Here is a 20813-nt window from a genome sequence, read left to right as displayed (position 1 = left end):
GTTTGGGGTAGGTCAATTTTGATGCAGATCAATTTAACCGCAGGCTGACACCTTTCAGCACGGCGCTGATCCTTTATCAGCTCAAATGGACTTTCACATGCTGGCAGTCAGCCTGGTAGCGTCTAAATCCAGTCACTTTTTAATCTCTGGTGTAAAGCGCTAAAGGAGCGTTCATTCATCTATATAAATAGCTGGCTCAGCATCTGGTGTACGGGTCTGTTTTCACATACATTAGGCGCGTTTCCCCCCTGTGGTACGGAGTTAAAGTCGTGAACCCTGCGCTGTTAGATTTATCAGGCTATATAAAATTTTTTGTCGGGCTCTTTGCGCTGGTCAATCCAGTGGGCATTATTCCGGTGTTCATCAGCATGACCCGATATCAGGGCGTGGCTGAGCGTAATAAAACTAACCTTACCGCTAATCTTGCGGTGGCCATCATTCTCTGGACGTCACTTTTTCTGGGCGATGCGATTCTGCATGTGTTCGGTATTTCGATTGACTCTTTCCGCATTGCGGGTGGGATTCTGGTCGTCACCATTGCGATGTCGATGATCAGCGGCAAGCTGGGTGAGGATAAGCAGAACAAGCAGGAAAAGTCAGAAACGGCGATCCGTGAAAGCGTGGGCGTTGTGCCTCTGGCGCTGCCACTGATGGCGGGGCCAGGTGCTATCAGCTCGACAATCGTCTGGAGTACCCGTTATCACAGCTGGCTGAACCTGATGGGGTTTACCCTGGCAATTGCTATCTTTGCCTTCTGTTGCTGGTTACTGTTCAGGGCTGCACCATTAATGGTGCGTATTCTCGGCCAGACCGGCATCAACGTCATTACCCGTATCATGGGTTTGTTACTGATGGCACTGGGCATTGAATTTGTTGTAACCGGTATGAAGTCTATTTTTCCCGGTCTGCTGAATTAAACCCTCACTTATTTCAGGCAATGAAATGAAGTAATGATCCGTAATGGTGCAAAATGGCCTTTCATTGCACTATTACGATGCAATTATTCGCGATACTTAAAATAGAGGCACGATTATAAATTTCATTACTGCGTGTTTGCTCACAGACTTTTTCGTGGGAAATAATGTCACTATTTTCACACGATATTCTCCTCTGCACTTTTAACTCTGCCTCATAATCCGCCACAATATTACGGTAAGCCTGAATTTCATCATGCTGAAGCCGGATTTATCAGTATGAATGCCAAAACAGGCACAATTTGTCACCTGATCCTGCTTCGCAAAGAGCTTTCCGGCTAAAACGCCTATTTTTCATATTGATATGAAATTTTCAGAACGAAAATTAACACTTCCGCTTCGTGACATCTCATGATAAAAGAGAATTAGTTAACATTTTCGTTATTTTGCTTTGGCGCCCCTTAACGCCTTCTGATAATTTTTGGCTTAACGTGAATTTTTTCTCTGAAAGCCCAAAGTGAGAACGCTTTTTGCTTAAGCCTATCGGGATACTTAAATAAGGTTGGCGTTTCGGATGATTGGGATAAAGAACTTGCAGCAAAAGCGGTCCTCACTCGCAGGTGTTCTGTTACTGGCGTTTTCACCGGCCTATGCCGCCACCGTTCCGCCGGAAACGGCACTGGCTGCGCAACAGCAGATGGTGATTAATAACGGAAGCGAAGTCTCTTCACTGGATCCGCATAAAACTGAAGGCGTGCCGGAGTCCAATATTATTCAAAATCTGCTGGACGGACTGGTCAATACTGACAACAGCGGTCAGGTCGTGCCAGGCGTCGCCAAAAGCTGGGAGAATCCGCAACCTACCGTCTGGATTTTTAATCTGCGGGGTGATGCAAAGTGGAGCAATGGTGAGCCGGTGACCGCGAATGATTTCGTCTACAGCTGGCGTCGCCTGGTGGACCCGAAAACGGCGTCGCCTTATTCAAGCTATCCGCAGGCAGCCCATTTTGCCAATATCGATGCCATCCTTGCCGGTAAAGCGTCACCTGATCAACTGGGTGTGAAAGCGCTGGATGCCCATCGTCTGCAGATTACCCTGAGTGAACCAGTGCCTTACCTGGTCGCGATGCTGGCGCTTACCGCGATGAAGCCGGTTTATGAACCGGCCATTAAGCAGTGGGGTGAAGCCTGGACGCGTCCGGGTCATTACATTGGTAACGGCGCTTATACGCTGGACGACTGGATCGTCAATGAAAAAATCGTCCTGAAACGCAATCCACAATACTGGGACAATGCCCATACGGTCATTGAGCAGGGGACATTTCTGCCTATCGCCTCTGAAAACAGTGATATCAATCGCTACCGCAGCGGCGGCACGGATATGACCAACAGTGCGGTGCCGCCGGAGATGTTTGGCAAACTACGCAAAGAGCTGGGCGACGAAGTGAAAGTCAGTCCATTGCTCTGTACGTTCTACTACGAAATTAACAATAAAAAGGCGCCGTTCACCGATGCACGGGTTCGTGCCGCGCTGAAAATGACCCTCGATCGCGAAGTGATTGCCAATAAGATCATGGCCCAGGGACAAATTCCCGCCTATAGCCTGACACCGCCTTTCACCGCCGGTATCAAACTCACGCCGCCTGCCTGGTTCACCTGGACGCAGGCGCAGCGTAATGACGCCGCGAAGAAGCTGCTGGCCGAGGCAGGCTTCGATGCTGCCCATCCGCTGACCTTTACGCTGCTCTATAACACCTCAGATCAGAACAAACGGCAGGCGATTGCAGCTGCCTCGATGTGGCAGAAAAACCTTGGCGCGAAAGTGACACTGCAGAATCAGGAATGGAAAACCATGCTGGAGACCCGCCATCAGGCGCAATATGACGTGGTTCGTGCTACCTGGTGTGCCGATTACAACGAACCCTCAACCTTCCTGAATATGCTAATCAGCAACGCCTCGATCAACACCGCGTTTTACAGCAGCGCGACCTTCGATCGTCTGATGAAGGAAACGCTGACGGCGGGCAGTGAGGCGCAGCGTGCCGACCTGTATCAGCAGGCTGAAACACAACTCGACAAAGACTCACCAATTGTGCCAGTTTACTACCGCGTAAGTGTGCGCCTGGTAAAGCCCTGGGTTGGCGGCTTTACGGGCAAAGACCCGCAGGACATGACAGACCTGAAGTACTATTTCATCAAACAACACTGATCTGATCGCCCGTACGGCGAGACAGTCGGGAACGCATCAACGTACAGACCATTTTGGGGTCAATCTCCCTGGTAACAGGCCAGGGAGCCCGGAGACGGGGGACGCCGGGGCAGCGCATCGCCACGGTGACGATAATAAAACTGGAGTGTAATAATGAACAACATCACGAAAAAAAGCCTGATAGCAGCGGGTGTTTTCGCCGCAGTGAGTGCTTTGGCAGGGAATGCGGCTTTCGCAGCAAATGTGCCCGCAGGCGTTGAGCTGGCCGCTAAACAGGAGCTGATTCGCGGCAATGGCGATGAAGTGCAGTCGCTCGATCCGCACAAAATCGAAGGCGTGCCGGAAGACAACGTGGCGCGCGATCTTTACGAAGGTCTGCTGGTCAATGACAGCAACGGTAAACCGATTCCGGCTGTAGCGGAAAGTTACGAAAATAAAGACTTCAAAGTGTGGACGTTCCACCTGCGTAAAAATGCTAAATGGTCCAACGGCGAGCCGGTGACCGCGCAGGACTTCGTTTACAGCTGGGAGCGTCTGGTCGATCCTAAAACCGCTTCACCGTACGCCAGTTATCCGCAATATGGTCATATCCTGAACGTCGATGACATCATTGCCGGTAAAAAACCGATTACCGATCTGGGCGTGAAAGCCCTGGACGATCACACGCTGGAAGTCACGCTGAGTGAGCCGGTTCCCTATTTTGATAAACTGCTGATCAACTCCGTAATGTCACCGGTTTATAAACCGGCGATTGAGAAGTTTGGCGATCAGTGGACTCAGCCACAGAACTGGGTCGGCAACGGTGCCTTTAAACTCGACGCGCACGTGATCAACGAGCGTATCACCCTGGTGCGTAACCCGAATTACTGGGACAACGAACACACCGTGCTGAACAAAGTCACCTTCCTGCCAATCAGTTCCGAAGTCAGCGACGTTAACCGTTACTTCTCCGAGAACGGCAGCGACATGACTTACAACAATCTGCCGATTGAGCTGTTTAAGAAACTGCAGCGTGACAACGGCAAAGAGCTGCACGTCGATCCTTATCTCTGCACCTATTACTACGAAATCAACAACCAGAAAGCGCCATTCACCGATCCACGCGTTCGCGCCGCCCTGAAGCTGGGTCTGGATCGTGACATCATGGTTAACAAAGTGCTGGCGCAGGGCCAGAAGCCGGCCTACAGCTACACGCCGCCATCAACCGACGGCATGGATATCCTGCCGCCAGACTGGTTCAAATGGTCACAGGACAAACGTAATGCCGAAGCGAAAAAGCTGCTGGCTGAAGCCGGCTATACCGCCGACAAACCGCTGACCTTTAACCTGCTGTATAACACCTCCGATCTGCATAAGAAGCTGGCGATTGCCGCCTCGTCGATCTGGAAGAAAAACATCGGTGTGAACATCAAGCTGGAAAACCAGGAGTGGAAAACCTTCCTGGATACCCGTCATCAGGGTAACTTCGATGTATCGCGTGCGGCCTGGTGTGCGGACTATAACGAACCCACTTCATTCCTGAACACCATGCTGTCTAACAGCAGCAGTAACACCTCGCACTATAAGAGCGAGGCGTTTGACAAAGTGATCCGTGACGCGATTAAGGCACCGGATGCGAAAGCCCGCGCAGTGGATTATCAGAAAGCGGAGCAGATCCTGGATAAAGACAGCACCATCGTACCGGTTTACTACTACGTAAATACGCGTCTGGTGAAGCCTTATGTCGGCGGTTATACCGGTAAAGATCCACTGGATAAAACCCTGGATAAAGACTTCTACATTATCAAACACTAATAGCATTCAGGCTATCAGCAGTGGCGGCGCCTCTGGCGCCGCCTTTTTTACTTATTTATATGTTGTGATGCAACAGCCTGGTAGGTACGGCAATGTTAAAATTCATCCTGCGTCGCTTGCTTGAAGCGCTTCCGACGCTGTTCGTCCTGATCACCATCTCCTTCTTTATGATGCGACTGGCACCCGGCAGCCCGTTTACCGGCGAGCGCACCCTGGCCCCGGAAGTGATGGCCAATATTGAGGCGAAATATCACCTCAACGATCCCATCGGTAAGCAGTATGTTGATTACCTGCTGCAGCTGGCGCACGGCGATTTCGGCCCTTCGTTTAAATACAAAGATTATTCGGTCAACTATCTGGTCGCGCACGCGTTCCCGGTCTCAGCCAAACTCGGCCTGGCCGCGTTCCTGCTGGCGGTGATACTGGGCGTCACGGCGGGTGTGATCGCCGCGCTTAAACAGAACAGTATATGGGACTTCGTGGTGATGGGGGTGGCAATGACCGGCGTGGTGATACCGAGTTTCGTGGTCGCGCCGCTGCTGGTTCTGCTCTTCGCCATCACCCTGAAATGGCTGCCCGGCGGTGGCTGGAACGGTGGTCAGTGGAACTACATGCTGTTGCCGATGGTGGCGCTGTCGCTGGCGTATATCGCCAGTATTGCGCGTATCACTCGTGGTTCAATGATTGAAGTGATGCACTCCAATTTTATCCGCACCGCGCGCGCCAAAGGCTTGCCGCTGCGCCGCATTGTGCTGCGTCATGCGCTCAAGCCCGCATTGCTGCCCGTGATTTCCTACATGGGACCGGCGTTTGTCGGCATCATCACCGGTTCGATGGTGATTGAGTCGATCTACGGTCTGCCGGGTATCGGTCAGCTGTTTGTGAACGGCGCGCTGAACCGTGACTACTCTCTGGTGATGAGCCTGACCATCCTGGTCGGTTTGCTGACCATTCTGTTTAACGCGATTGTTGACGTGCTCTATGCCGTTATCGATCCCAAAATTCGTTACTGATTGCGGAGTTCGCCATGATGTTAAGTAAGAAAAACAGCGAAGCTCTTGATGCGTTCAGTGAAAAGCTGGAAGTAGAAGGGCGCAGTCTCTGGCAGGACGCGCGTCGTCGTTTTATCCATAACCGGGCAGCCTTAATCAGTCTGCTGGTGTTGTTAGTAATCACGCTGTTCGTGATTTTTGCGCCGATGCTGGCGCATTTCACCTACGACGATACCGACTGGTCCATGATGTCCTCACCGCCCGATACGACATCTGGTCACTGGTTTGGCACCGATTCATCGGGACGTGACATACTGGTCCGTGTGGCCATCGGTGGTCGTATCTCACTGATGGTGGGCGTAGCGTCTGCGCTGATTGCGGTGATCGTCGGCACGCTGTATGGCTCAATAGCCGGTTACCTGGGCGGCAAAACCGACTCGGTGATGATGCGTATTCTGGAAATTCTCAACTCCTTCCCGTTTATGTTCTTCGTGATCCTGCTGGTGACCTTCTTTGGTCGTAATATCCTGCTGATTTTTGCCGCTATCGGCATGGTTTCATGGCTGGATATGGCGCGTATTGTGCGCGGCCAGACGCTGAGCCTGAAGCGCAAAGAGTTCATCGAAGCGGCGCATGTCGGTGGGGTATCAACCTGGAAAATCGTGGTACGTCACATAGTGCCAAACGTACTGGGCGTGGTGGTGGTTTACGCCTCGCTGCTGGTACCGAGCATGATCCTGTTTGAATCCTTCCTGAGCTTCCTGGGTCTGGGGACACAGGAGCCGCTGAGTAGCTGGGGCGCGCTGCTGAGCGACGGGGCTAACTCAATGGAGGTGTCGCCGTGGCTGTTGCTCTATCCGGCGGGCTTCCTGGTGGTCACGCTGTTCTGTTTCAACTTTATTGGCGATGGCCTGCGTGATGCCCTCGACCCGAAAGATCGTTAAGGAGTTTCCCGATGACTATTCATGAATTCCAGCCAGCGATGGCGGCCCGCGCGGGAAGCGAACAGCTACTTACGGTCAAAGATTTACGCGTGACCTTTGGCACGCACGATGGGGATGTTACCGCCGTCAACGACCTGAACTTCTCGCTGCGCGCCGGTGAAACGCTGGGCATTGTTGGCGAGTCTGGTTCTGGCAAGTCACAAACCGCCTTTGCCCTGATGGGGCTGCTGGCAAAAAATGGCCGCATTGGCGGATCAGCAATGTTCAACGGTAAAGAGATCCTGAATCTGCCTGAGAACCAGCTCAATAAACTCCGCGCCGAACAGATTGCGATGATCTTCCAGGATCCGATGACCTCACTGAACCCCTATATGCGGGTAGGCGAGCAGCTGATGGAAGTGCTTAAGCTGCACAAAGGGATGAACAGCGCCCAGGCATTCGAAGAGTCCGTAAGGATGCTGGATGCGGTGAAAATGCCGGAAGCACGCAAACGCATGAAAATGTACCCGCATGAATTCTCCGGCGGAATGCGTCAGCGTGTGATGATCGCCATGGCGCTGCTGTGCCGCCCAAAATTGCTGATTGCCGATGAGCCAACTACCGCGCTGGATGTGACGGTGCAGGCGCAGATTATGACGCTGCTCAACGACCTGAAACGCGAGTTCAACACCGCCATTATCATGATCACCCATGATCTCGGCGTGGTGGCAGGCATCTGCGACAAAGTGCTGGTGATGTATGCCGGACGCACTATGGAGTATGGCAGCGCCCGTGATGTCTTCTACCAGCCAGCCCATCCTTACTCAATTGGCCTGCTTAATGCGGTGCCACGTCTGGATGCGATTGAAGGCGAAACCCTGGCCACCATTCCGGGCAATCCACCGAACCTGCTGCGTCTGCCGCAGGGCTGCCCGTTCCAGCCGCGTTGTCCGCACGCGATGGATATCTGCACCCAGGCACCGCCGCTGGAACCGTTTGGCAATGGCCGTCTGCGTGCCTGCTTTAAGCCGGTGGAGGAGTTAGTATGAGCACCGTAGCTGAAAAAAGAGTGTTACTGGAAATCGCCGATCTCAAGGTGCATTTCGACATTAAAGATGGCAAACAGTGGTTCTGGCAGCCATCAAAAACCCTGAAAGCGGTGGATGGTGTCAGCCTGCGTCTGTATGAGGGTGAAACCCTGGGCGTGGTGGGCGAGTCGGGTTGCGGTAAATCGACGCTGGCGCGCGCCATTATCGGCCTGGTTAAGGCCACCGAAGGTCGTGTCGCCTGGTTAGGCCGCGATCTGCTGGGTCAGAGCGAAGAGGAGTGGCGCAAAGCCCGCAGCGATATCCAGATGATATTCCAGGATCCCCTGGCGTCCCTGAACCCGCGCATGACCATCGGCGATATCATCGCAGAGCCGCTTCGTACTTATCATCCAAAAATGGCGCGTCAGGAAGTCAAAGACCGTGTCAAAAATATGATGATGAAAGTCGGGCTTCTGCCAAACCTGATTAACCGCTACCCGCATGAGTTCTCGGGTGGGCAGTGTCAGCGTATCGGTATCGCACGTGCGCTGATTCTGGAGCCGAAGCTGATTATCTGTGACGAGCCGGTGTCTGCACTGGATGTCTCGATTCAGGCGCAGGTGGTGAACCTGCTGCAGCAGTTGCAGCGGGAAATGGGCTTGTCGCTGATTTTCATTGCGCACGATCTGGCGGTGGTGAAACACATCTCTGACCGGGTGCTGGTGATGTATCTGGGGCATGCGGTGGAGCTGGGGACTTACAAAGAGGTCTACACCAATCCGCAGCATCCATACACCCGTGCGCTGATGTCTGCTGTACCGATTCCCGATCCGGATAAAGAGAAGAACAAGGAGATTCAGCTGCTGGAAGGGGAGCTGCCGTCGCCGATTAATCCGCCATCCGGCTGCGTATTCCGCACCCGTTGTCCGATTGCCGGTCCGGAATGTGCGAAAACCCGTCCGCTTCTGGAAGGCAGTTTCCACCATGCGGTATCCTGTCTGAAAGTCGACCCGCTATAATGCAAAACGCCGGGCACTTGCCCGGCGTTTTCTTATCTGCTTTGACGCTTATTCACGCCACAGGATATGACAGAGCTTGTGATCTTTTTCGCGACACAACAACACGCGAGCAAAGACGTCGGTAATCGGTTCACCGTCCGCTTCACCCAACCCAATCACCACCTCGGCGAAAAAGTCAGGGTTCAGATCGAAATCGACATGATCTTTCCAGTCTTCAGACGGATCAAACAGCTCTGCGCCACCGCGCTCTTCGAACTGCAGATTGAAGAGAATGACGTCTGCCGGATCAAGATTGTCGACAGCCAGTTCAAGAAAGATATCGTAGGCTTGTTCCAGCGTTTCATCTTCGGTAAGGCGATTATTTAAATCCATAGTCTGTCCTGTCGGCCTGCGGCCATTTACACAATCTGGCTCGTTTTACAGTAAAGGGCTGAAGAAGTAAAACAGTCGTTCGACGATGCGCTGCCACCACGCACGTTTTGCCCAGCGCTTGCCATCCAGCAGGCGGGAACGGGCGATATAATCATCCTGCACACAGGCGAGATCGCTGCCAAAACCGGCATCATCGACCACCAGCGTCACTTCAAAATTGAGCCATAAACTGCGCATATCCAGGTTCACGGTGCCCACCAGGCTCAGCTGTCCATCGACCAGCACGCTTTTAGTGTGCAGCAGACCATCTTCAAACTGATAGATTTTCACGCCCGCTTCCAGCATCTCGCTGAAGAAGGAGCGGCTGGCCCAGCCGACCAGCAGCGAGTCGTTGTGACGCGGCACAATCACGCTGACATTAACGCCACGCTGTGCGGCCGTACAGATAGCATGCAGCAGGTCGTCGCTCGGCACTAAGTAAGGAGTCGTCATGATCAGCTGCTCACGCGCTGAATAGACCGCGGTCAGCAGCGCCTGATGAATCATATCTTCCGGGAAGCCAGGACCGGAGGCGATGACCTGCACCGTGTGGCCGCTCTCCTGTTCAAACGGCATGATGTTGCGATCGGGCGGCGGCGGCAGAATGCGCTTACCGGTCTCAATCTCCCAGTCGCAGCTGAAAACAATGCCCATCGCGGTCGCTACCGGACCTTCCATACGCGCCATCAGGTCAATCCACTGGCCTACGCCCGCGCTTTGTTTAAAGAAGCGCGGATCGACCAGGTTCATGCTGCCGGTATAGGCGATGTAATTATCAATCAGAACGATTTTTCGATGCTGGCGGAGATCCATTCGTCGCAGGAAGACGCGCAGCAGGCTAACCTGCAACGCCTCTACGACATCGATCCCGGCATTGCGCATCATGCCCACCCAGGGACTGCGGAAAAAGTCGACGCTGCCCGCTGAGTCGAGCAGCAGTCGGCAGTGAACGCCACGGCGCGAGGCCGCCATCAGCGATTCTGCGACTTCATCTGCCAGCCCACCGGGATGCCAGATATAAAAAACCATCTCTATGTTGTGGCGTGCCAGTTGAATATCACGAATCAGCGCCTGCATAACATCGTCAGAGCTGGTAAGCAGCTGAAGCTGGTTTCCCTTGACCCCGGCAATGCCCTGGCGATGGTAACAAAGCTCGAAGAGCGAGCGAGCAACGTCACTGTGTTCAGTGGCAAAAATTTCACGGCACTGTTTCAGGTCACTGAGCCAGCGGGCGGTAGACGGCCACATGGTGCGCGCACGCTCCGCACGACGTTTACCCAGATGCAGTTCGCCAAACGAAAGATAAGCGATTATGCCTACCAGTGGCAGAATATAGATAACCAGAAGCCATGCCATGGCGGATGTTACCGCACGTCTTTTCATTAATACGCGCAGCGTCACCCCGGCTATGAGCAGCCAGTAACCAAATACCAGTAACCAGCTAATCAGGGTGTAAAAAGTGGTCATAAAGTGGACGTCCCTTTCGCGCTTTCGTCCGGCAAGTTTACGTGCAGAAGCCGGTTAACGAAACCCTTAATCCAGGACATCATCGATGAAGGATCCGATTTGGCATTGCCGCAAAGATCTCTATAATGCCCCGGCATAGATGACGTCAGTGAGGAAGTGATGAAACGAAGCAGAAATGAAGTGGCGCGCTGGAGAATGTTACGTCAGGTGCATCGCCGTCGTTCACGCTGGCTGGAAGGGCAGTCGCGACGCTATAAACGCATCCACTGCATCCGCCATCAACTGGCCCAGCAGCAGCGTCGCTCGATTCTGTTTATTACGCAGATAATATAATCAGGCTTCCAGAAACCCTAATTCATCCATCACTCGTCGCGCCATGGAATGTTCCTGTCGTGACGCTCCCCGATCGGTGACTTCACGCATCAGACAATCCACTACGCTGCCCAGCGATGTGGGTCTGCGATAACCCACACGGTCATACCATTCAAAAGACCATTTATCAGACTTACGATGATAATAAACGGTCAGCCACGCTGAGCAGTTGGCCGGATAACCACTCAGAACTTCAATTTTTGGATCGGCAATAGCCTGAATCCGTGATAACAGCGGATCAAACAGCGTAATAGTCTGGCGAGTATAGGTTTTATTCATAATGAGCCCGCGACGATACTGCGCATCCCTTCGAGGTCAGAGGTGTAACTAATCAGTAATAAATGTAGACAGCCCTTCTGAATAATTCCTCTTTAAAGCTAAAAAAATGATGTTCAGATCATAATTAGCCGAACAACAGCGCGTAGCGGTCAGGATACCAGAACAAGAGGTGATGAATGACAGGAAACCTGTACAACTTTACATTTAGTCAAGCTACTGAAATTTATGATTTTATTTTTTTAAATGTACAAATCAGCGATTTTTTTACCTAAATACCTGTACAACTAAGGCCTGGTTGTATAGCTTTACCGCATCGGTTAGTAACTTTTAATGAATCCTATGAGGGTCAACCATGCAGACTAACGTTCGTATTCCCGCTTCAGTATCTGATATCTCAGCTTATTTGCACAGTGCTGCGCAGCCTTCCCAGCAGGCCATTCTTGGATCTGTTGTGACAGAAATTATCAGTTCTGGCCGTAGCCTGAATCGTAAAGCTATCTGCTCAAAACTTATCAGCCGTTTACAACATGTCGACAACCCGGAAGAAGAGCAGCACTACCATGCATTAATTAGCCTGATCCTGGACCGGAGTTAATCGCGCGCCGATATTGTGTCAGCAAGAGATGTGTAAAGCAGAGTGCAGGCGAATCTCACTACGCGATCGAATTCAGTCAGTCAGGGGCAACGCCTTTATTAATTGTGGTCCTGCATAAACGCCACGGTATTAAATTGGGTTGCCTTATGATTATCTCGCAACACAGTTAAGGTTAAAGCGTTAATCAATTATTCTGTGAACCAGATGCATTGCTAAGTGAACATTATCCCGGAAGACGCTGCGCCGTCATCATCAGCGTAACGTTGACCAGTTGCAGGGCGGCCGCCAGCACAATCAGCATGACAATCCACTGTTTTTTATTACGCCACCCCTGGGTGCGCCAGAGATAAACTGCACCGCCAATCAGCAGCGTGATAATTGCCAGCAGTCCCATAATGATTATCTGCATCTTTCCTCCTTCAATGATAAAAACAAAAATGGCTTCTGTGCCAGGCACAGAAGCCATTTTGACTGCATGTTCTCTATCAGAAGACGCGTTTGAATGGTTTAACCGAGACCTGTTTGTAGACGCCTGCGGCAAAATAAGGGTCATCCTGCGCCCAGGATTGTGCGGCTTCTAATGATGGAAACTCAGCAATCACCGTTGAGCCGGTAAAGCCCGCCACGCCCGGATCGTTACTGTCAACTGCAGGCATCGGCCCTGCAATGATCAGGCGTCCCTCTTCCTGCAGCAGTTTAAGCCGCGCCAGATGGGCGGGGCGAACGGCGTTACGTTTTTCCAGTGACTCTGCAGTATCTTCTGCATAAATGACGTAAAGCACTAAGGAACTCCTGATTATCCGAATTTTGCAACACGTTAAGGGATTGACGATTAGAGTGCAAACGAAACCTGTAGAGGGTGAATCGCTCAGCATAAAGGGCTAAAAAGCGCTTTTCTTCAGAGAGGATGGCGGGAGTTATTGAAACTGATTGCTATTTGCATTTAAAATCGCTGCTTCATTCAATCGCCGCGACTGTTATGACCACGCTGACTATGCCATTACCTAAACGCACGCCTGTCTCCATGTTGTTGTCTGTAGCTTTGCATGGCGCTGTGATTGCCGGAATTCTGTATATGTCATTCCAGCAGGTGAGTGAGGTGCCTAAGGCGTCGCAGCCTATCAGCGTGACGATGGTCGCGCCGGAGGTCCAGCCCGAGCCTGCACCGGCCATCGTGCAGCCGCCTGCGCCGCAGCCAGAACCCCAGCCAGAACCCGAACCGCAGCCTGTACCGGAGCCGCCGAAAGCAGAGCCGGTGCCGATCCCTAAACCTGAACCAAAGCCCAAACCTAAACCCAAACCGGAGCACAAGCGGGAGCAGCCCAAACGCGAGGTGAAGCCGCGTCGGGAGACCAAACCGCAGGCTGACCCCTTTAAGCAGGATGTTCCGGCGACCCAGAACAAACCTGCTGCAGCGCCAAAAGCAACGCCGTCACCCACGGCATCGGCCTCAACCGGTCCCAAAGCCCTGGCCGTTACCAAGCCAGGTTATCCGCCGCGTGCTCTGGCACTGCGGATAGAAGGGCGCGTTCGGGTAAAATTCGATGTGGACAGCGACGGACGGGTGGATAATATCCAGATCCTCTCTGCACAGCCGAGCAATATGTTTGAGCGGACCGTCAAACAGGCGATGAAAAACTGGCGCTACGAGAAAGAGAAGCCAGGACAGGGGCTGACGATGAATATCGTTTTCAAAATCAATGGCGGTGCCAGTATTGAGTAAGGCGCCGGGTCAGGCTCAGATTGCCTGACCCGTCAGTTATCCTGCAGGCTGCTGATTGGCGCGGCCGGCTGGCAGAGGACGTGAATTCCCCTCATTGTCGACTGCCACATAGATAAATACCGCTTCCGTTGCACAGTAGGTTTGACCAATCGGCTCAGATGACACTTTTTTGATCCACACTTCCACGTTAATCGTCATGGAACTGTTACCGGTACGGAGACAGCTCGCATGGCAACTCACCACATCGCCCACCGCGACAGGCTTCATGAATGACATACCGTCAACGCGCACGGTAACCACACGTCCTTCAGCGATCTCTTTTGCCAGGATAGCGCCGCCCATATCCATCTGTGACATCAGCCAGCCACCAAAAATATCGCCGTTGGCGTTGGTGTCTGCCGGCATGGCGAGCGTTCGCAGCACCATTTCGCCTTGCGGTAATTTATGTTTTTCGCCCATTGCTTCCACTTTTTATGCAGGTAAATGCTAAAAAAATGCCCGGCGAGCCGGGCAGATGATTATTTTTGTTCCTGCTGCGGCATCTGTCGCCAGATGTAAAGCCCGCTAAGCAGGGTAAACAGTAAGGTCAGACCCGAGAGACCGAACACTTTAAAGTTAACCCAAAACGCCTGAGATAACCAAAAGGCAACATAGATGTTGACCAGGCCGCAGACCAGGAAGAACAGCGCCCAGGCGACATTGAGCCTGCGCCAGACCGCATCAGGCAGTTGCAGCTCTTTACCCAGCATGCGCTGAATCAGCGTCTGCTCCATAAACCACTGACTGTAGAGCAGGGCGGCGGCAAACAGGCTGTAGATCACCGTGACTTTCCACTTAATGAACTCATCGTTGTGGAACACCAGCGTCAGGGTGCCAAAAACGGCCACCAGCACAAAGGTGAAAATCGTCATCTTTTCCAGCTTGCGATAAAGCACCCAGCTGACCACCAGGGCCAGACCGGTTGCCACAATCAGGGCGCCCGAGGCGACAAAAATGTCATAAAGCTTATAAAAGATGAAAAAGACCACCAGGGGGAGAAAGTCGAGTAGCTGCTTCATAGTTTTTCCATTCAGAGTTGGCTTCAAATGCGCCCGAAGGCACACCGTCAATCAACGTAACAGCATATAGAGCCGATAGAGGTAGATAATCAACATTGCTGAAACCACATTGCCTGCTGCAGTGAAAATCACCGAGGAAACATTCAGCGGAAGTACCGTCAGCGAAGAGAAAAACAGCATCACGATCACTTTGGCCAGCAGCCAGAGCAGTATTGCGGGGGCAATCAGCTTCACATTCTTCCAGGCCATCCGCATACTGGCGCGCATCGCGGCAAAGACACCCATCTTCTCACTGGCGACCATCACGGGCGCCAGCGACAGCAGAATCGTCAGCAGAATGCCTGGCACCACCAGCACCATAAAGCCCAGTTGCGCCACCAGCGTCATCAGGAAGGTCAGGAGCAGCAGCTTTGGCAACAGCGGCGCTGACGCACCAATCGCCCGCAGCGCACTGACACGCTGGCCTGAGGAGACCATCGGGATCAGATAGAGCATGCCGCCAAGCAGCAGCGTATTCCCCATCAGCGCCGCAAAGGTGCTGGCCGCCGAGGCACGCAGCAGCACCTGCTGCTGTTCCGGTGACATATTCTGCACCATCTCAAACAACGAACTGGCACTGTCATCGCCCTGTTGCAGGATGGCCATCTGATCGGCACCGGGTGTCAGCACATGCACCAGCATGACAGTGACAAAAGCGGCCAGCAGCGACATCAACAACACTGTAGAGAGTTGATGCCGCGCAAAATTTCCTGTGTCACGGTATAACGAGCTTGCCGTGATAGACATGTACACTCCTTGAAGGAACCGGGTTAATTAACCCGGCGATTGTACATGTTCTGGCAGCTCCGGGGCACCCGGCAGGGCATAACTTTCTGTCATAACAGGTAAAGATGGCGAAAAAAGGGCAGGAAGACCATAACGGGCGCGGGCACGATCGCAGGCTTCATTATGAATACCTCCTTCACCGGACAAAGTGAACTCCCGACAGGGCGCAGGACGCTGTTCATAGATGCCGCAAGAGACACAGCCGCCAATTTCGCCCTGTAAAGCAACGCAGCGGGGTGCTGCACGGTTAGTGCCACGCATATTACGCATGAACAGGTTAAGCGGTTCGGTTAATTCGGTCGGCACCAGGCCGCCCGCATCATCGGCTTCAGCCCAGTAAAATGAGACACGGAAATGGGCGCAGCAGGCGCCACAGCTGACACAAGGGTTGGAAAGCTCACTCATTTGATCATCCGCCCCTCCCAGGGCATCGAACCAAAATCAACAATGAAGATAAGCAACATAGAGCGGGCAAAATTATTCAGCAAGGGGAATTTGGCTGTGGCCGCCGCAGTTGAAATTGATCTAAATCAATCCATTGTTTTTTAAAAACTTTATCTGAATGTTACAGAGTGCAATTTTCTCTGAATCACGTTAAATAATTGCCAGCTAAAAAGCGATGACAGTCGCTACATTCACATTAAGCAAAGGAGTGATGATGAAACTGGCAAAATGCGCGATGCTGCTGGCGCTGGCTCTTCCCCAGCTGGCAATGGCACACGAAGCGGGCGACTTCTTTATGCGGGCCGGCAGTGCCACCGTCCGTCCTACCGAAGGTTCCGATAATGTGTTGGGGATGGGGTCTTTCAGCGCTTCCAACGACACGCAACTGGGTCTGACCTTTACCTATATGGCAACGGATAACATTGGCGTCGAGCTACTGGCGGCCACGCCATTCCGCCATAAAGTGGGTCTTGGTCCGACCGGCACGCTGGCTACCGTGCGCCAGTTACCCCCCACGCTGATGGCGCAGTACTACTTTTTTGACAGCAAAAGTAAAGTGCGTCCTTATATCGGCGTAGGTATCAACTACACCACCTTCTACGATGCCGATTTCAATCAGACGGGCCGCGATGCGGGACTGACCGATCTCAGCGTAAAAGATTCCTGGGGTATGGCAGGTCAGGTTGGTCTGGATTATCAGATTAACCGTGACTGGATGCTGAACGCGTCGTTGTGGTACATGGATATTGACACGGAAGTAAAGTTTAAAGCCGGTGGCGAACAGCAGAACATCAATATGCGCATCGATCCCTGGGTCTTCTTCTTCGGAGCGGGTTACCGTTTCTGATGAGAAAAAGGCCGCTGAATCAGCGGCCTTTTTGTGTCTGTTAAGACGTTATTTGATCTGCATGTTGTTGACGACTGACTTCACGCCCGGCACGCTGCGCGTGACCTGTACGGCACGATTAGCCATCTGTGGTGATGAAACAAAGCCGCTCAGCTGAACTTTACCTTTAAAGGTTTCTACGTTGATTTCAGTTGATTTCAGCGACTCATCTTTCAGCAGCTCACCTTTAACTTTCGTGGTCACTACGGTGTCATCAATATAGCCACCGGTTCCCTCTTTGGTTGCGGTTGGCGCACAGGCGCTCAGTGTCAGCGCAACCACGCCCGCCAGTACAGCACCTGTCAGCAGTTTAACGAATTTCATTGCCTTCTCTCCCTGTCACAAAATGGATGCGACGTTACCGTAACGGCGCATTGTCATTGTGGTGCAGATTTTGCAAAAAGGGCAAATAGCGAAATGAAAAAAAAGGAAACAAATCATGCCTTATCGTGGGATAAGGCATGCTGGCAGGATTAACGGCTGGCGGCTTTGAGGCGGCTGACGAAATTTTTCAGTTCGCTCAGCATCACTTCAGGTTCTGCATGATGCTTTTCAATGATTTTGACAATCGCAGAACCGGAGATCGCACCTGCGGCGCCGGAAGCAATCGCTTCTTTCACCTGTTCAGGCTCTGAAATCCCAAAGCCCTGCAGCGGTGGTGCCGCGTGGTATCCGCGCAGCTTGTCGATCAGATGCTTCAGCGGCAGGCTGGCGCGATTTTCGGCCCCCGTGACACCGGCGCGTGACAGCAGGTAGGTATAACCCCGGCCGTGCGACGCAATCTCGCGCAGCAGGTCATCGCTGGCGTTAGGCGGACAAATAAAGATAGGGGCAACGCCGTGACGCAGAGCCGCCTGGCGGAAAGGCGCTGACTCTTCAACCGGGACATCCGCCACCAGAACCGAATCGACACCCGCTTCGGCACAACGGGCATAAAACGCATCCACGCCGTTAGTGAAGACCAGATTGGCGTACATGAGTAATCCAATCGGCAAATCCGGGTATTTCCGGCGGATAGTCGCCAGCATTTCAAAACACTGGCTGGTGTTGGTGCCCGCCGCAAAGGCGCGCAATGTTGCGTTCTGAATGGTCGGCCCATCCGCCAGCGGATCGGAGAAGGGAATGCCCAGCTCCAGCGCATCCGCGCCACCTTCAACGAGGGCGTCAATCACGCGCAGTGAAAGCTCGGGAGAAGGGTCGCCCAGCGTCACAAAAGGAACGAAAGCCCCTTCGTTGTTCGCTGACAGACGGGTAAAAAGTTGATTGTAACGTTCCATCAGATTTCTCCCTGCGCTGTCAAAATATCATGAACGGTGAAAATATCTTTGTCGCCACGGCCAGAGAGGTTAACGACAATCAACTGCTCTTTTTCCGGTTCGGCGTGAATCATCTTCATAGCGTGCGCCAGGGCGTGAGAGGATTCCAGCGCCGGAATGATACCTTCCGCACGACACAGCTGTTTAAACGCGTCCATTGCTTCGTTATCGGTAATGGAGACATATTCTGCACGACCGATGCTGTTCAGGTGCGCATGCTGCGGACCAACTGAAGGGAAGTCGAGACCGGCAGAAATCGAGTAAGACTCTTCAATCTGGCCATCATGCGTTTGCATCATCGGTGATTTCATTCCGAAGTAGATACCGACGCGGCCGTGCTTAAGCGGTGCGCCATGCTCGCCGGTCTCAATGCCGTGGCCGGCAGGCTCAACGCCAATCAGCTTCACGCCGGGTTCGTCGATAAAGTCGGCAAACATCCCGATAGCGTTGGAGCCGCCACCCACACAGGCGAGGATGGCGTCTGGCAGACGGCCCTCTCTTTCCAGAATCTGCTTTTTAGTCTCTTCGCCGATCATGCGCTGGAACTCACGCACAATGGTCGGGAAGGGATGCGGACCCGCCGCGGTGCCGAGCATGTAGTGAGAGGTCTCGTAGCTGCCAGACCAGTCGCGCAGCGCTTCGTTACAGGCATCTTTGAGCGTGGCGGAGCCGCTGTGAACCGGGATCACTTCTGCGCCCATCAGACGCATACGGAATACGTTAGGTGACTGACGCTCGACATCTTTCGCACCCATATAGATGCGGCATTTCATGCCCAGCAGCGCACAGGCTAGCGCGGAAGCCACACCGTGCTGACCGGCACCGGTTTCGGCAATGATTTCGTTTTTGCCCATGCGTTTGGCTAACAGCGCCTGACCCAGCACCTGGTTGGTTTTGTGCGCGCCACCATGCAGCAGATCTTCACGCTTCAGGTAGAGGCGGGTTTTCGTGCCTTTTGTCAGGTTTTTGCACAGCGTCAGGGCAGTAGGACGACCCGCATAGTTCTTCAGCAGGTCGGTAAATTCGGCCTGAAACTCAGGATCTTTCTGGGCGTCGACAAACGCCTGTTCCAGCTGCTGAAGAGCGGGCATCAGGATCTGCGGAACATACATTCCGCCAAACTCGCCAAAATAGGGATTCAGTAACGTCATTTTTATCTTCCTTTCTCGGGCCCGCTGTGGAGCAGGCCGGGCAAATCAGTAGGCACGCAGTGTCTGAAACACAGCGGCAATTTTACGGGCATCTTTGATGCCAGGCGCACTTTCCACGCCAGAGTTGAAGTCCAGTCCGGCACAGCCCAGCTGCGCGGCTTCAACACAGTTATCTGCGCTCAGGCCACCGGCCAGCAGCACATCGTTCAGCGTCTGACCCTGCAACAGCGACCAGTCGAAACGCTGTCCGGTGCCGCCATCGCCATTATCAAAGACATAGCGGTCAACATGGGGCCAGTCGCGCGCCGGTAACGTGCCTTCAATGCGCAGCGCCTTCCAGATCTGAATCTCTGCGGGCAGCACCGCACGCAGTTCGGCCACAAATTCCGGTGTCTCATTGCCATGTAACTGCACTGCGGACAGTGAAAGTTCGGTGGCATGCGTGACAATGTCACTAACTGAGTTGTTGCGGAATACGCCGACATAGCGCAGCGGCGCGGCAGCAATCACGGTAAGTGCAGTGGCGGTGTCGATCTGGCGCGGTGAACCTTCAGCGAAAATCAGACCACCGTAGATCGCGCCAGCTTCATACGCAGCACGTGCATCTTCGTCACGGGTTAAGCCGCACACTTTATTGCTGCCCAGCGTGACGCGACGCACCGCGCCCGTCAGGTCAGCTTCTTCCATCAGGGCTGAGCCAATCAGGAAGCCATTCGCAAAGTGGCTCAGCTCGCGAATATCAGCGTAGCTGTTAATACCCGATTCGCTGATGACCGTCACGCCGTGCGACAGGCGTGGCGCCAGTTGGCGGGTACGGTTGAGATCAATAGAGAGGTCACGCAGGTCGCGGTTGTTAATTCCCACGACTTTAGCCTGCAGCGCGATAGCCCGCTCAAGCTCCTCTTCATTACTCACTTCCGTCAGAATGCCCATCTTCAGGCTGTGCGCCACGGCGGCCAGTTGACGATACTGCTCATCGTCAAGTACCGACAGCATCAGCAGGATCGCATCCGCCTGGTAGTAGCGGGCAAGATAGATCTGATAAGGGTCGATGATAAAATCTTTGCACAGCACAGGCTGGGTGATGGCAGCGCTGACAATCGGCAGAAAGGCGAAGTCGCCCTGAAAATATTTCTCATCAGTCAGCACGGACACCGCGGAAGCGTAATGGCGGTAAACCCCGGCAATGGCGGCTGGATCGAAATCCTCGCGAATCACGCCTTTTGAGGGTGACGCTTTTTTACACTCCAGGATAAACGCGGTTCTTGCGCCCTGCAGCGCGTCGTAGAAATGACGGCTGGCAGGTTCAATGCTGTTCTGAAAGGTGGAAAGAGGCTGCTGCTGCTGGCGGGCTTCAACCCAAATCGCTTTGTCCTGAACAATTTTTTCTAACACGGTGCCTTTCAT

General features: G+C 53.2%; 24 protein-coding genes. 11 read left to right on the top strand and 13 right to left on the bottom strand.

Going from position 1 to position 20813, the window contains the following annotated elements; all coding sequences use genetic code 11:
- The first annotated feature begins 269 nt into the window (after window positions 1-269).
- The 7 genes from Q7C21_RS08565 (at window position 270) to oppF (ending at window position 8879) form a co-directional block, all read left to right on the top strand.
- Window positions 270-917: a YchE family NAAT transporter gene (locus tag Q7C21_RS08565; protein WP_003853931.1), complete on the top strand. Its 648-nt coding sequence runs from the start codon at window positions 270-272 to the stop codon at window positions 915-917.
- A 571-nt stretch (window positions 918-1488) separates the two neighbouring features.
- The gene (locus tag Q7C21_RS08560; RefSeq protein ID WP_375150613.1) at window positions 1489-3123 is read left to right on the top strand and encodes an ABC transporter substrate-binding protein; all 1635 of its coding nucleotides are present in this window, start codon (window positions 1489-1491) and stop codon (window positions 3121-3123) included.
- Between the two features lie 153 nt (window positions 3124-3276).
- The gene (gene oppA, locus Q7C21_RS08555) at window positions 3277-4917 is read left to right on the top strand and encodes an oligopeptide ABC transporter substrate-binding protein OppA (protein WP_008925291.1); all 1641 of its coding nucleotides are present in this window, start codon (window positions 3277-3279) and stop codon (window positions 4915-4917) included.
- Between the two features lie 92 nt (window positions 4918-5009).
- Complete coding sequence (gene oppB / locus Q7C21_RS08550; RefSeq protein WP_003853929.1) at window positions 5010-5930, top strand: oligopeptide ABC transporter permease OppB; 921 nt, start codon at window positions 5010-5012, stop codon at window positions 5928-5930.
- A gap of 14 nt (window positions 5931-5944) precedes the next feature.
- Entirely contained in the window at window positions 5945-6853 is a 909-nt protein-coding gene (oppC, locus tag Q7C21_RS08545; protein WP_003853926.1) for an oligopeptide ABC transporter permease OppC, read from the top strand.
- Window positions 6854-6864: 11 nt separating this feature from the next.
- Window positions 6865-7881 (top strand): ABC transporter ATP-binding protein, encoded by a 1017-nt coding sequence (locus tag Q7C21_RS08540; protein ID WP_003853924.1) that lies wholly within the window; start codon window positions 6865-6867, stop codon window positions 7879-7881.
- Window positions 7878-8879 carry a murein tripeptide/oligopeptide ABC transporter ATP binding protein OppF gene (gene oppF / locus Q7C21_RS08535; protein WP_003853922.1) on the top strand — a complete coding sequence of 334 codons (1002 nt, stop codon included), beginning with the start codon at window positions 7878-7880 and terminating at the stop codon, window positions 8877-8879. Before Q7C21_RS08540 ends, oppF begins: the two co-directional genes overlap by 4 nt.
- 48 nt (window positions 8880-8927) lie before the next feature.
- Here the strand turns inward: oppF and Q7C21_RS08530 are convergent, their stop codons facing one another.
- Complete coding sequence (locus Q7C21_RS08530; protein ID WP_003853921.1) at window positions 8928-9251, bottom strand: HI1450 family dsDNA-mimic protein; 324 nt, start codon at window positions 9249-9251, stop codon at window positions 8928-8930.
- Window positions 9252-9296: 45 nt separating this feature from the next.
- A complete protein-coding gene (gene cls / locus Q7C21_RS08525) occupies window positions 9297-10757 on the bottom strand; it encodes a cardiolipin synthase (protein WP_003853919.1) in 1461 nt (486 codons plus the stop codon).
- A 159-nt stretch (window positions 10758-10916) separates the two neighbouring features.
- Between cls and Q7C21_RS08520 the strand changes: the two genes are divergently transcribed.
- Entirely contained in the window at window positions 10917-11090 is a 174-nt protein-coding gene (locus Q7C21_RS08520) for a YciY family protein (protein WP_003853917.1), read from the top strand.
- On the opposite strand, the gene Q7C21_RS08515 is transcribed toward Q7C21_RS08520, so the two are convergent.
- The gene (locus Q7C21_RS08515) at window positions 11091-11408 is read right to left on the bottom strand and encodes a hypothetical protein (protein ID WP_375150612.1); all 318 of its coding nucleotides are present in this window, start codon (window positions 11406-11408) and stop codon (window positions 11091-11093) included.
- A gap of 352 nt (window positions 11409-11760) precedes the next feature.
- On the opposite strand from Q7C21_RS08515, the gene ycgZ reads away from it, so the two are divergent.
- Entirely contained in the window at window positions 11761-12003 is a 243-nt protein-coding gene (gene ycgZ / locus Q7C21_RS08510) for a regulatory protein YcgZ (RefSeq protein ID WP_105099130.1), read from the top strand.
- 223 nt (window positions 12004-12226) lie between these two features.
- Here the strand turns inward: ycgZ and Q7C21_RS08505 are convergent, their stop codons facing one another.
- Window positions 12227-12412: a hypothetical protein gene (locus tag Q7C21_RS08505; RefSeq protein WP_003853911.1), complete on the bottom strand. Its 186-nt coding sequence runs from the start codon at window positions 12410-12412 to the stop codon at window positions 12227-12229.
- Between the two features lie 76 nt (window positions 12413-12488).
- Window positions 12489-12785 (bottom strand): YciI family protein, encoded by a 297-nt coding sequence (locus Q7C21_RS08500; protein ID WP_003853909.1) that lies wholly within the window; start codon window positions 12783-12785, stop codon window positions 12489-12491.
- Window positions 12786-12982: 197 nt separating this feature from the next.
- Between Q7C21_RS08500 and tonB the strand changes: the two genes are divergently transcribed.
- On the top strand, window positions 12983-13726 hold the full coding sequence (gene tonB, locus Q7C21_RS08495; RefSeq protein WP_008925290.1) for a TonB system transport protein TonB: 744 nt from the start codon (window positions 12983-12985) through the stop codon (window positions 13724-13726).
- A 36-nt stretch (window positions 13727-13762) separates the two neighbouring features.
- On the opposite strand, the gene yciA is transcribed toward tonB, so the two are convergent.
- The 4 genes from yciA to Q7C21_RS08475 are packed head-to-tail and all read right to left on the bottom strand — an operon-like array spanning window position 13763 to window position 16014.
- Complete coding sequence (gene yciA, locus Q7C21_RS08490) at window positions 13763-14185, bottom strand: acyl-CoA thioester hydrolase YciA (protein ID WP_003853906.1); 423 nt, start codon at window positions 14183-14185, stop codon at window positions 13763-13765.
- Window positions 14186-14244: 59 nt separating this feature from the next.
- Window positions 14245-14784 carry a septation protein A gene (locus Q7C21_RS08485; RefSeq protein WP_375150611.1) on the bottom strand — a complete coding sequence of 180 codons (540 nt, stop codon included), beginning with the start codon at window positions 14782-14784 and terminating at the stop codon, window positions 14245-14247.
- A gap of 51 nt (window positions 14785-14835) precedes the next feature.
- The gene (locus tag Q7C21_RS08480) at window positions 14836-15570 is read right to left on the bottom strand and encodes a YciC family protein (protein ID WP_003853901.1); all 735 of its coding nucleotides are present in this window, start codon (window positions 15568-15570) and stop codon (window positions 14836-14838) included.
- A gap of 27 nt (window positions 15571-15597) precedes the next feature.
- A complete protein-coding gene (locus Q7C21_RS08475; protein ID WP_003853899.1) occupies window positions 15598-16014 on the bottom strand; it encodes a YkgJ family cysteine cluster protein in 417 nt (138 codons plus the stop codon).
- Window positions 16015-16264: 250 nt separating this feature from the next.
- Here Q7C21_RS08475 and ompW point away from each other — a divergent pair, with 250 nt between their 5' ends.
- The gene (gene ompW, locus Q7C21_RS08470; RefSeq protein ID WP_181162201.1) at window positions 16265-16900 is read left to right on the top strand and encodes an outer membrane protein OmpW; all 636 of its coding nucleotides are present in this window, start codon (window positions 16265-16267) and stop codon (window positions 16898-16900) included.
- A 48-nt stretch (window positions 16901-16948) separates the two neighbouring features.
- Here ompW and Q7C21_RS08465 read toward each other — a convergent pair whose 3' ends face one another.
- The 4 genes from Q7C21_RS08465 to trpCF all read right to left on the bottom strand — a co-directional run bounded on the left by Q7C21_RS08465 (window position 16949) and on the right by trpCF (window position 20813).
- Entirely contained in the window at window positions 16949-17263 is a 315-nt protein-coding gene (locus Q7C21_RS08465; protein WP_003853895.1) for a BON domain-containing protein, read from the bottom strand.
- Between the two features lie 149 nt (window positions 17264-17412).
- On the bottom strand, window positions 17413-18216 hold the full coding sequence (trpA, locus tag Q7C21_RS08460) for a tryptophan synthase subunit alpha (protein ID WP_003853893.1): 804 nt from the start codon (window positions 18214-18216) through the stop codon (window positions 17413-17415).
- Window positions 18216-19406 (bottom strand): tryptophan synthase subunit beta, encoded by a 1191-nt coding sequence (gene trpB, locus Q7C21_RS08455; RefSeq protein ID WP_003853891.1) that lies wholly within the window; start codon window positions 19404-19406, stop codon window positions 18216-18218. The genes trpA and trpB overlap by 1 nt, the downstream gene beginning before the upstream one ends.
- A gap of 45 nt (window positions 19407-19451) precedes the next feature.
- Entirely contained in the window at window positions 19452-20813 is a 1362-nt protein-coding gene (trpCF, locus tag Q7C21_RS08450; protein WP_003853888.1) for a bifunctional indole-3-glycerol-phosphate synthase TrpC/phosphoribosylanthranilate isomerase TrpF, read from the bottom strand.

Source organism: Pantoea sp. ANP04 (genome assembly GCF_041982285.1).
In the GTDB taxonomy this organism is placed as follows: domain Bacteria; phylum Pseudomonadota; class Gammaproteobacteria; order Enterobacterales; family Enterobacteriaceae; genus Pantoea; species Pantoea eucalypti.
This window is presented reverse-complemented; position numbering and strand designations above follow the sequence as displayed.

Coding starts and splice junctions, on each gene's coding strand:
- Q7C21_RS08520 (WP_003853917.1), top strand. CDS start 10,917: ATGAAACGAAGCAGAAATGAAGTGGCGCGCTGGAGAATGTTACGTCAG.
- oppC (WP_003853926.1), top strand. CDS start 5,945: ATGATGTTAAGTAAGAAAAACAGCGAAGCTCTTGATGCGTTCAGTGAA.
- Q7C21_RS08480 (WP_003853901.1), bottom strand. CDS start 15,570: ATGTCTATCACGGCAAGCTCGTTATACCGTGACACAGGAAATTTTGCG.
- Q7C21_RS08505 (WP_003853911.1), bottom strand. CDS start 12,412: ATGCAGATAATCATTATGGGACTGCTGGCAATTATCACGCTGCTGATT.
- Q7C21_RS08560 (WP_375150613.1), top strand. CDS start 1,489: ATGATTGGGATAAAGAACTTGCAGCAAAAGCGGTCCTCACTCGCAGGT.
- ycgZ (WP_105099130.1), top strand. CDS start 11,761: ATGCAGACTAACGTTCGTATTCCCGCTTCAGTATCTGATATCTCAGCT.
- Q7C21_RS08465 (WP_003853895.1), bottom strand. CDS start 17,263: ATGAAATTCGTTAAACTGCTGACAGGTGCTGTACTGGCGGGCGTGGTT.
- oppA (WP_008925291.1), top strand. CDS start 3,277: ATGAACAACATCACGAAAAAAAGCCTGATAGCAGCGGGTGTTTTCGCC.
- cls (WP_003853919.1), bottom strand. CDS start 10,757: ATGACCACTTTTTACACCCTGATTAGCTGGTTACTGGTATTTGGTTAC.
- tonB (WP_008925290.1), top strand. CDS start 12,983: ATGACCACGCTGACTATGCCATTACCTAAACGCACGCCTGTCTCCATG.
- trpCF (WP_003853888.1), bottom strand. CDS start 20,813: ATGAAAGGCACCGTGTTAGAAAAAATTGTTCAGGACAAAGCGATTTGG.
- oppB (WP_003853929.1), top strand. CDS start 5,010: ATGTTAAAATTCATCCTGCGTCGCTTGCTTGAAGCGCTTCCGACGCTG.
- ompW (WP_181162201.1), top strand. CDS start 16,265: ATGATGAAACTGGCAAAATGCGCGATGCTGCTGGCGCTGGCTCTTCCC.
- trpB (WP_003853891.1), bottom strand. CDS start 19,406: ATGACGTTACTGAATCCCTATTTTGGCGAGTTTGGCGGAATGTATGTT.
- Q7C21_RS08515 (WP_375150612.1), bottom strand. CDS start 11,408: ATGAATAAAACCTATACTCGCCAGACTATTACGCTGTTTGATCCGCTG.
- Q7C21_RS08475 (WP_003853899.1), bottom strand. CDS start 16,014: ATGAGTGAGCTTTCCAACCCTTGTGTCAGCTGTGGCGCCTGCTGCGCC.
- yciA (WP_003853906.1), bottom strand. CDS start 14,185: ATGGGCGAAAAACATAAATTACCGCAAGGCGAAATGGTGCTGCGAACG.
- trpA (WP_003853893.1), bottom strand. CDS start 18,216: ATGGAACGTTACAATCAACTTTTTACCCGTCTGTCAGCGAACAACGAA.
- oppF (WP_003853922.1), top strand. CDS start 7,878: ATGAGCACCGTAGCTGAAAAAAGAGTGTTACTGGAAATCGCCGATCTC.
- Q7C21_RS08485 (WP_375150611.1), bottom strand. CDS start 14,784: ATGAAGCAGCTACTCGACTTTCTCCCCCTGGTGGTCTTTTTCATCTTT.
- Q7C21_RS08540 (WP_003853924.1), top strand. CDS start 6,865: ATGACTATTCATGAATTCCAGCCAGCGATGGCGGCCCGCGCGGGAAGC.
- Q7C21_RS08530 (WP_003853921.1), bottom strand. CDS start 9,251: ATGGATTTAAATAATCGCCTTACCGAAGATGAAACGCTGGAACAAGCC.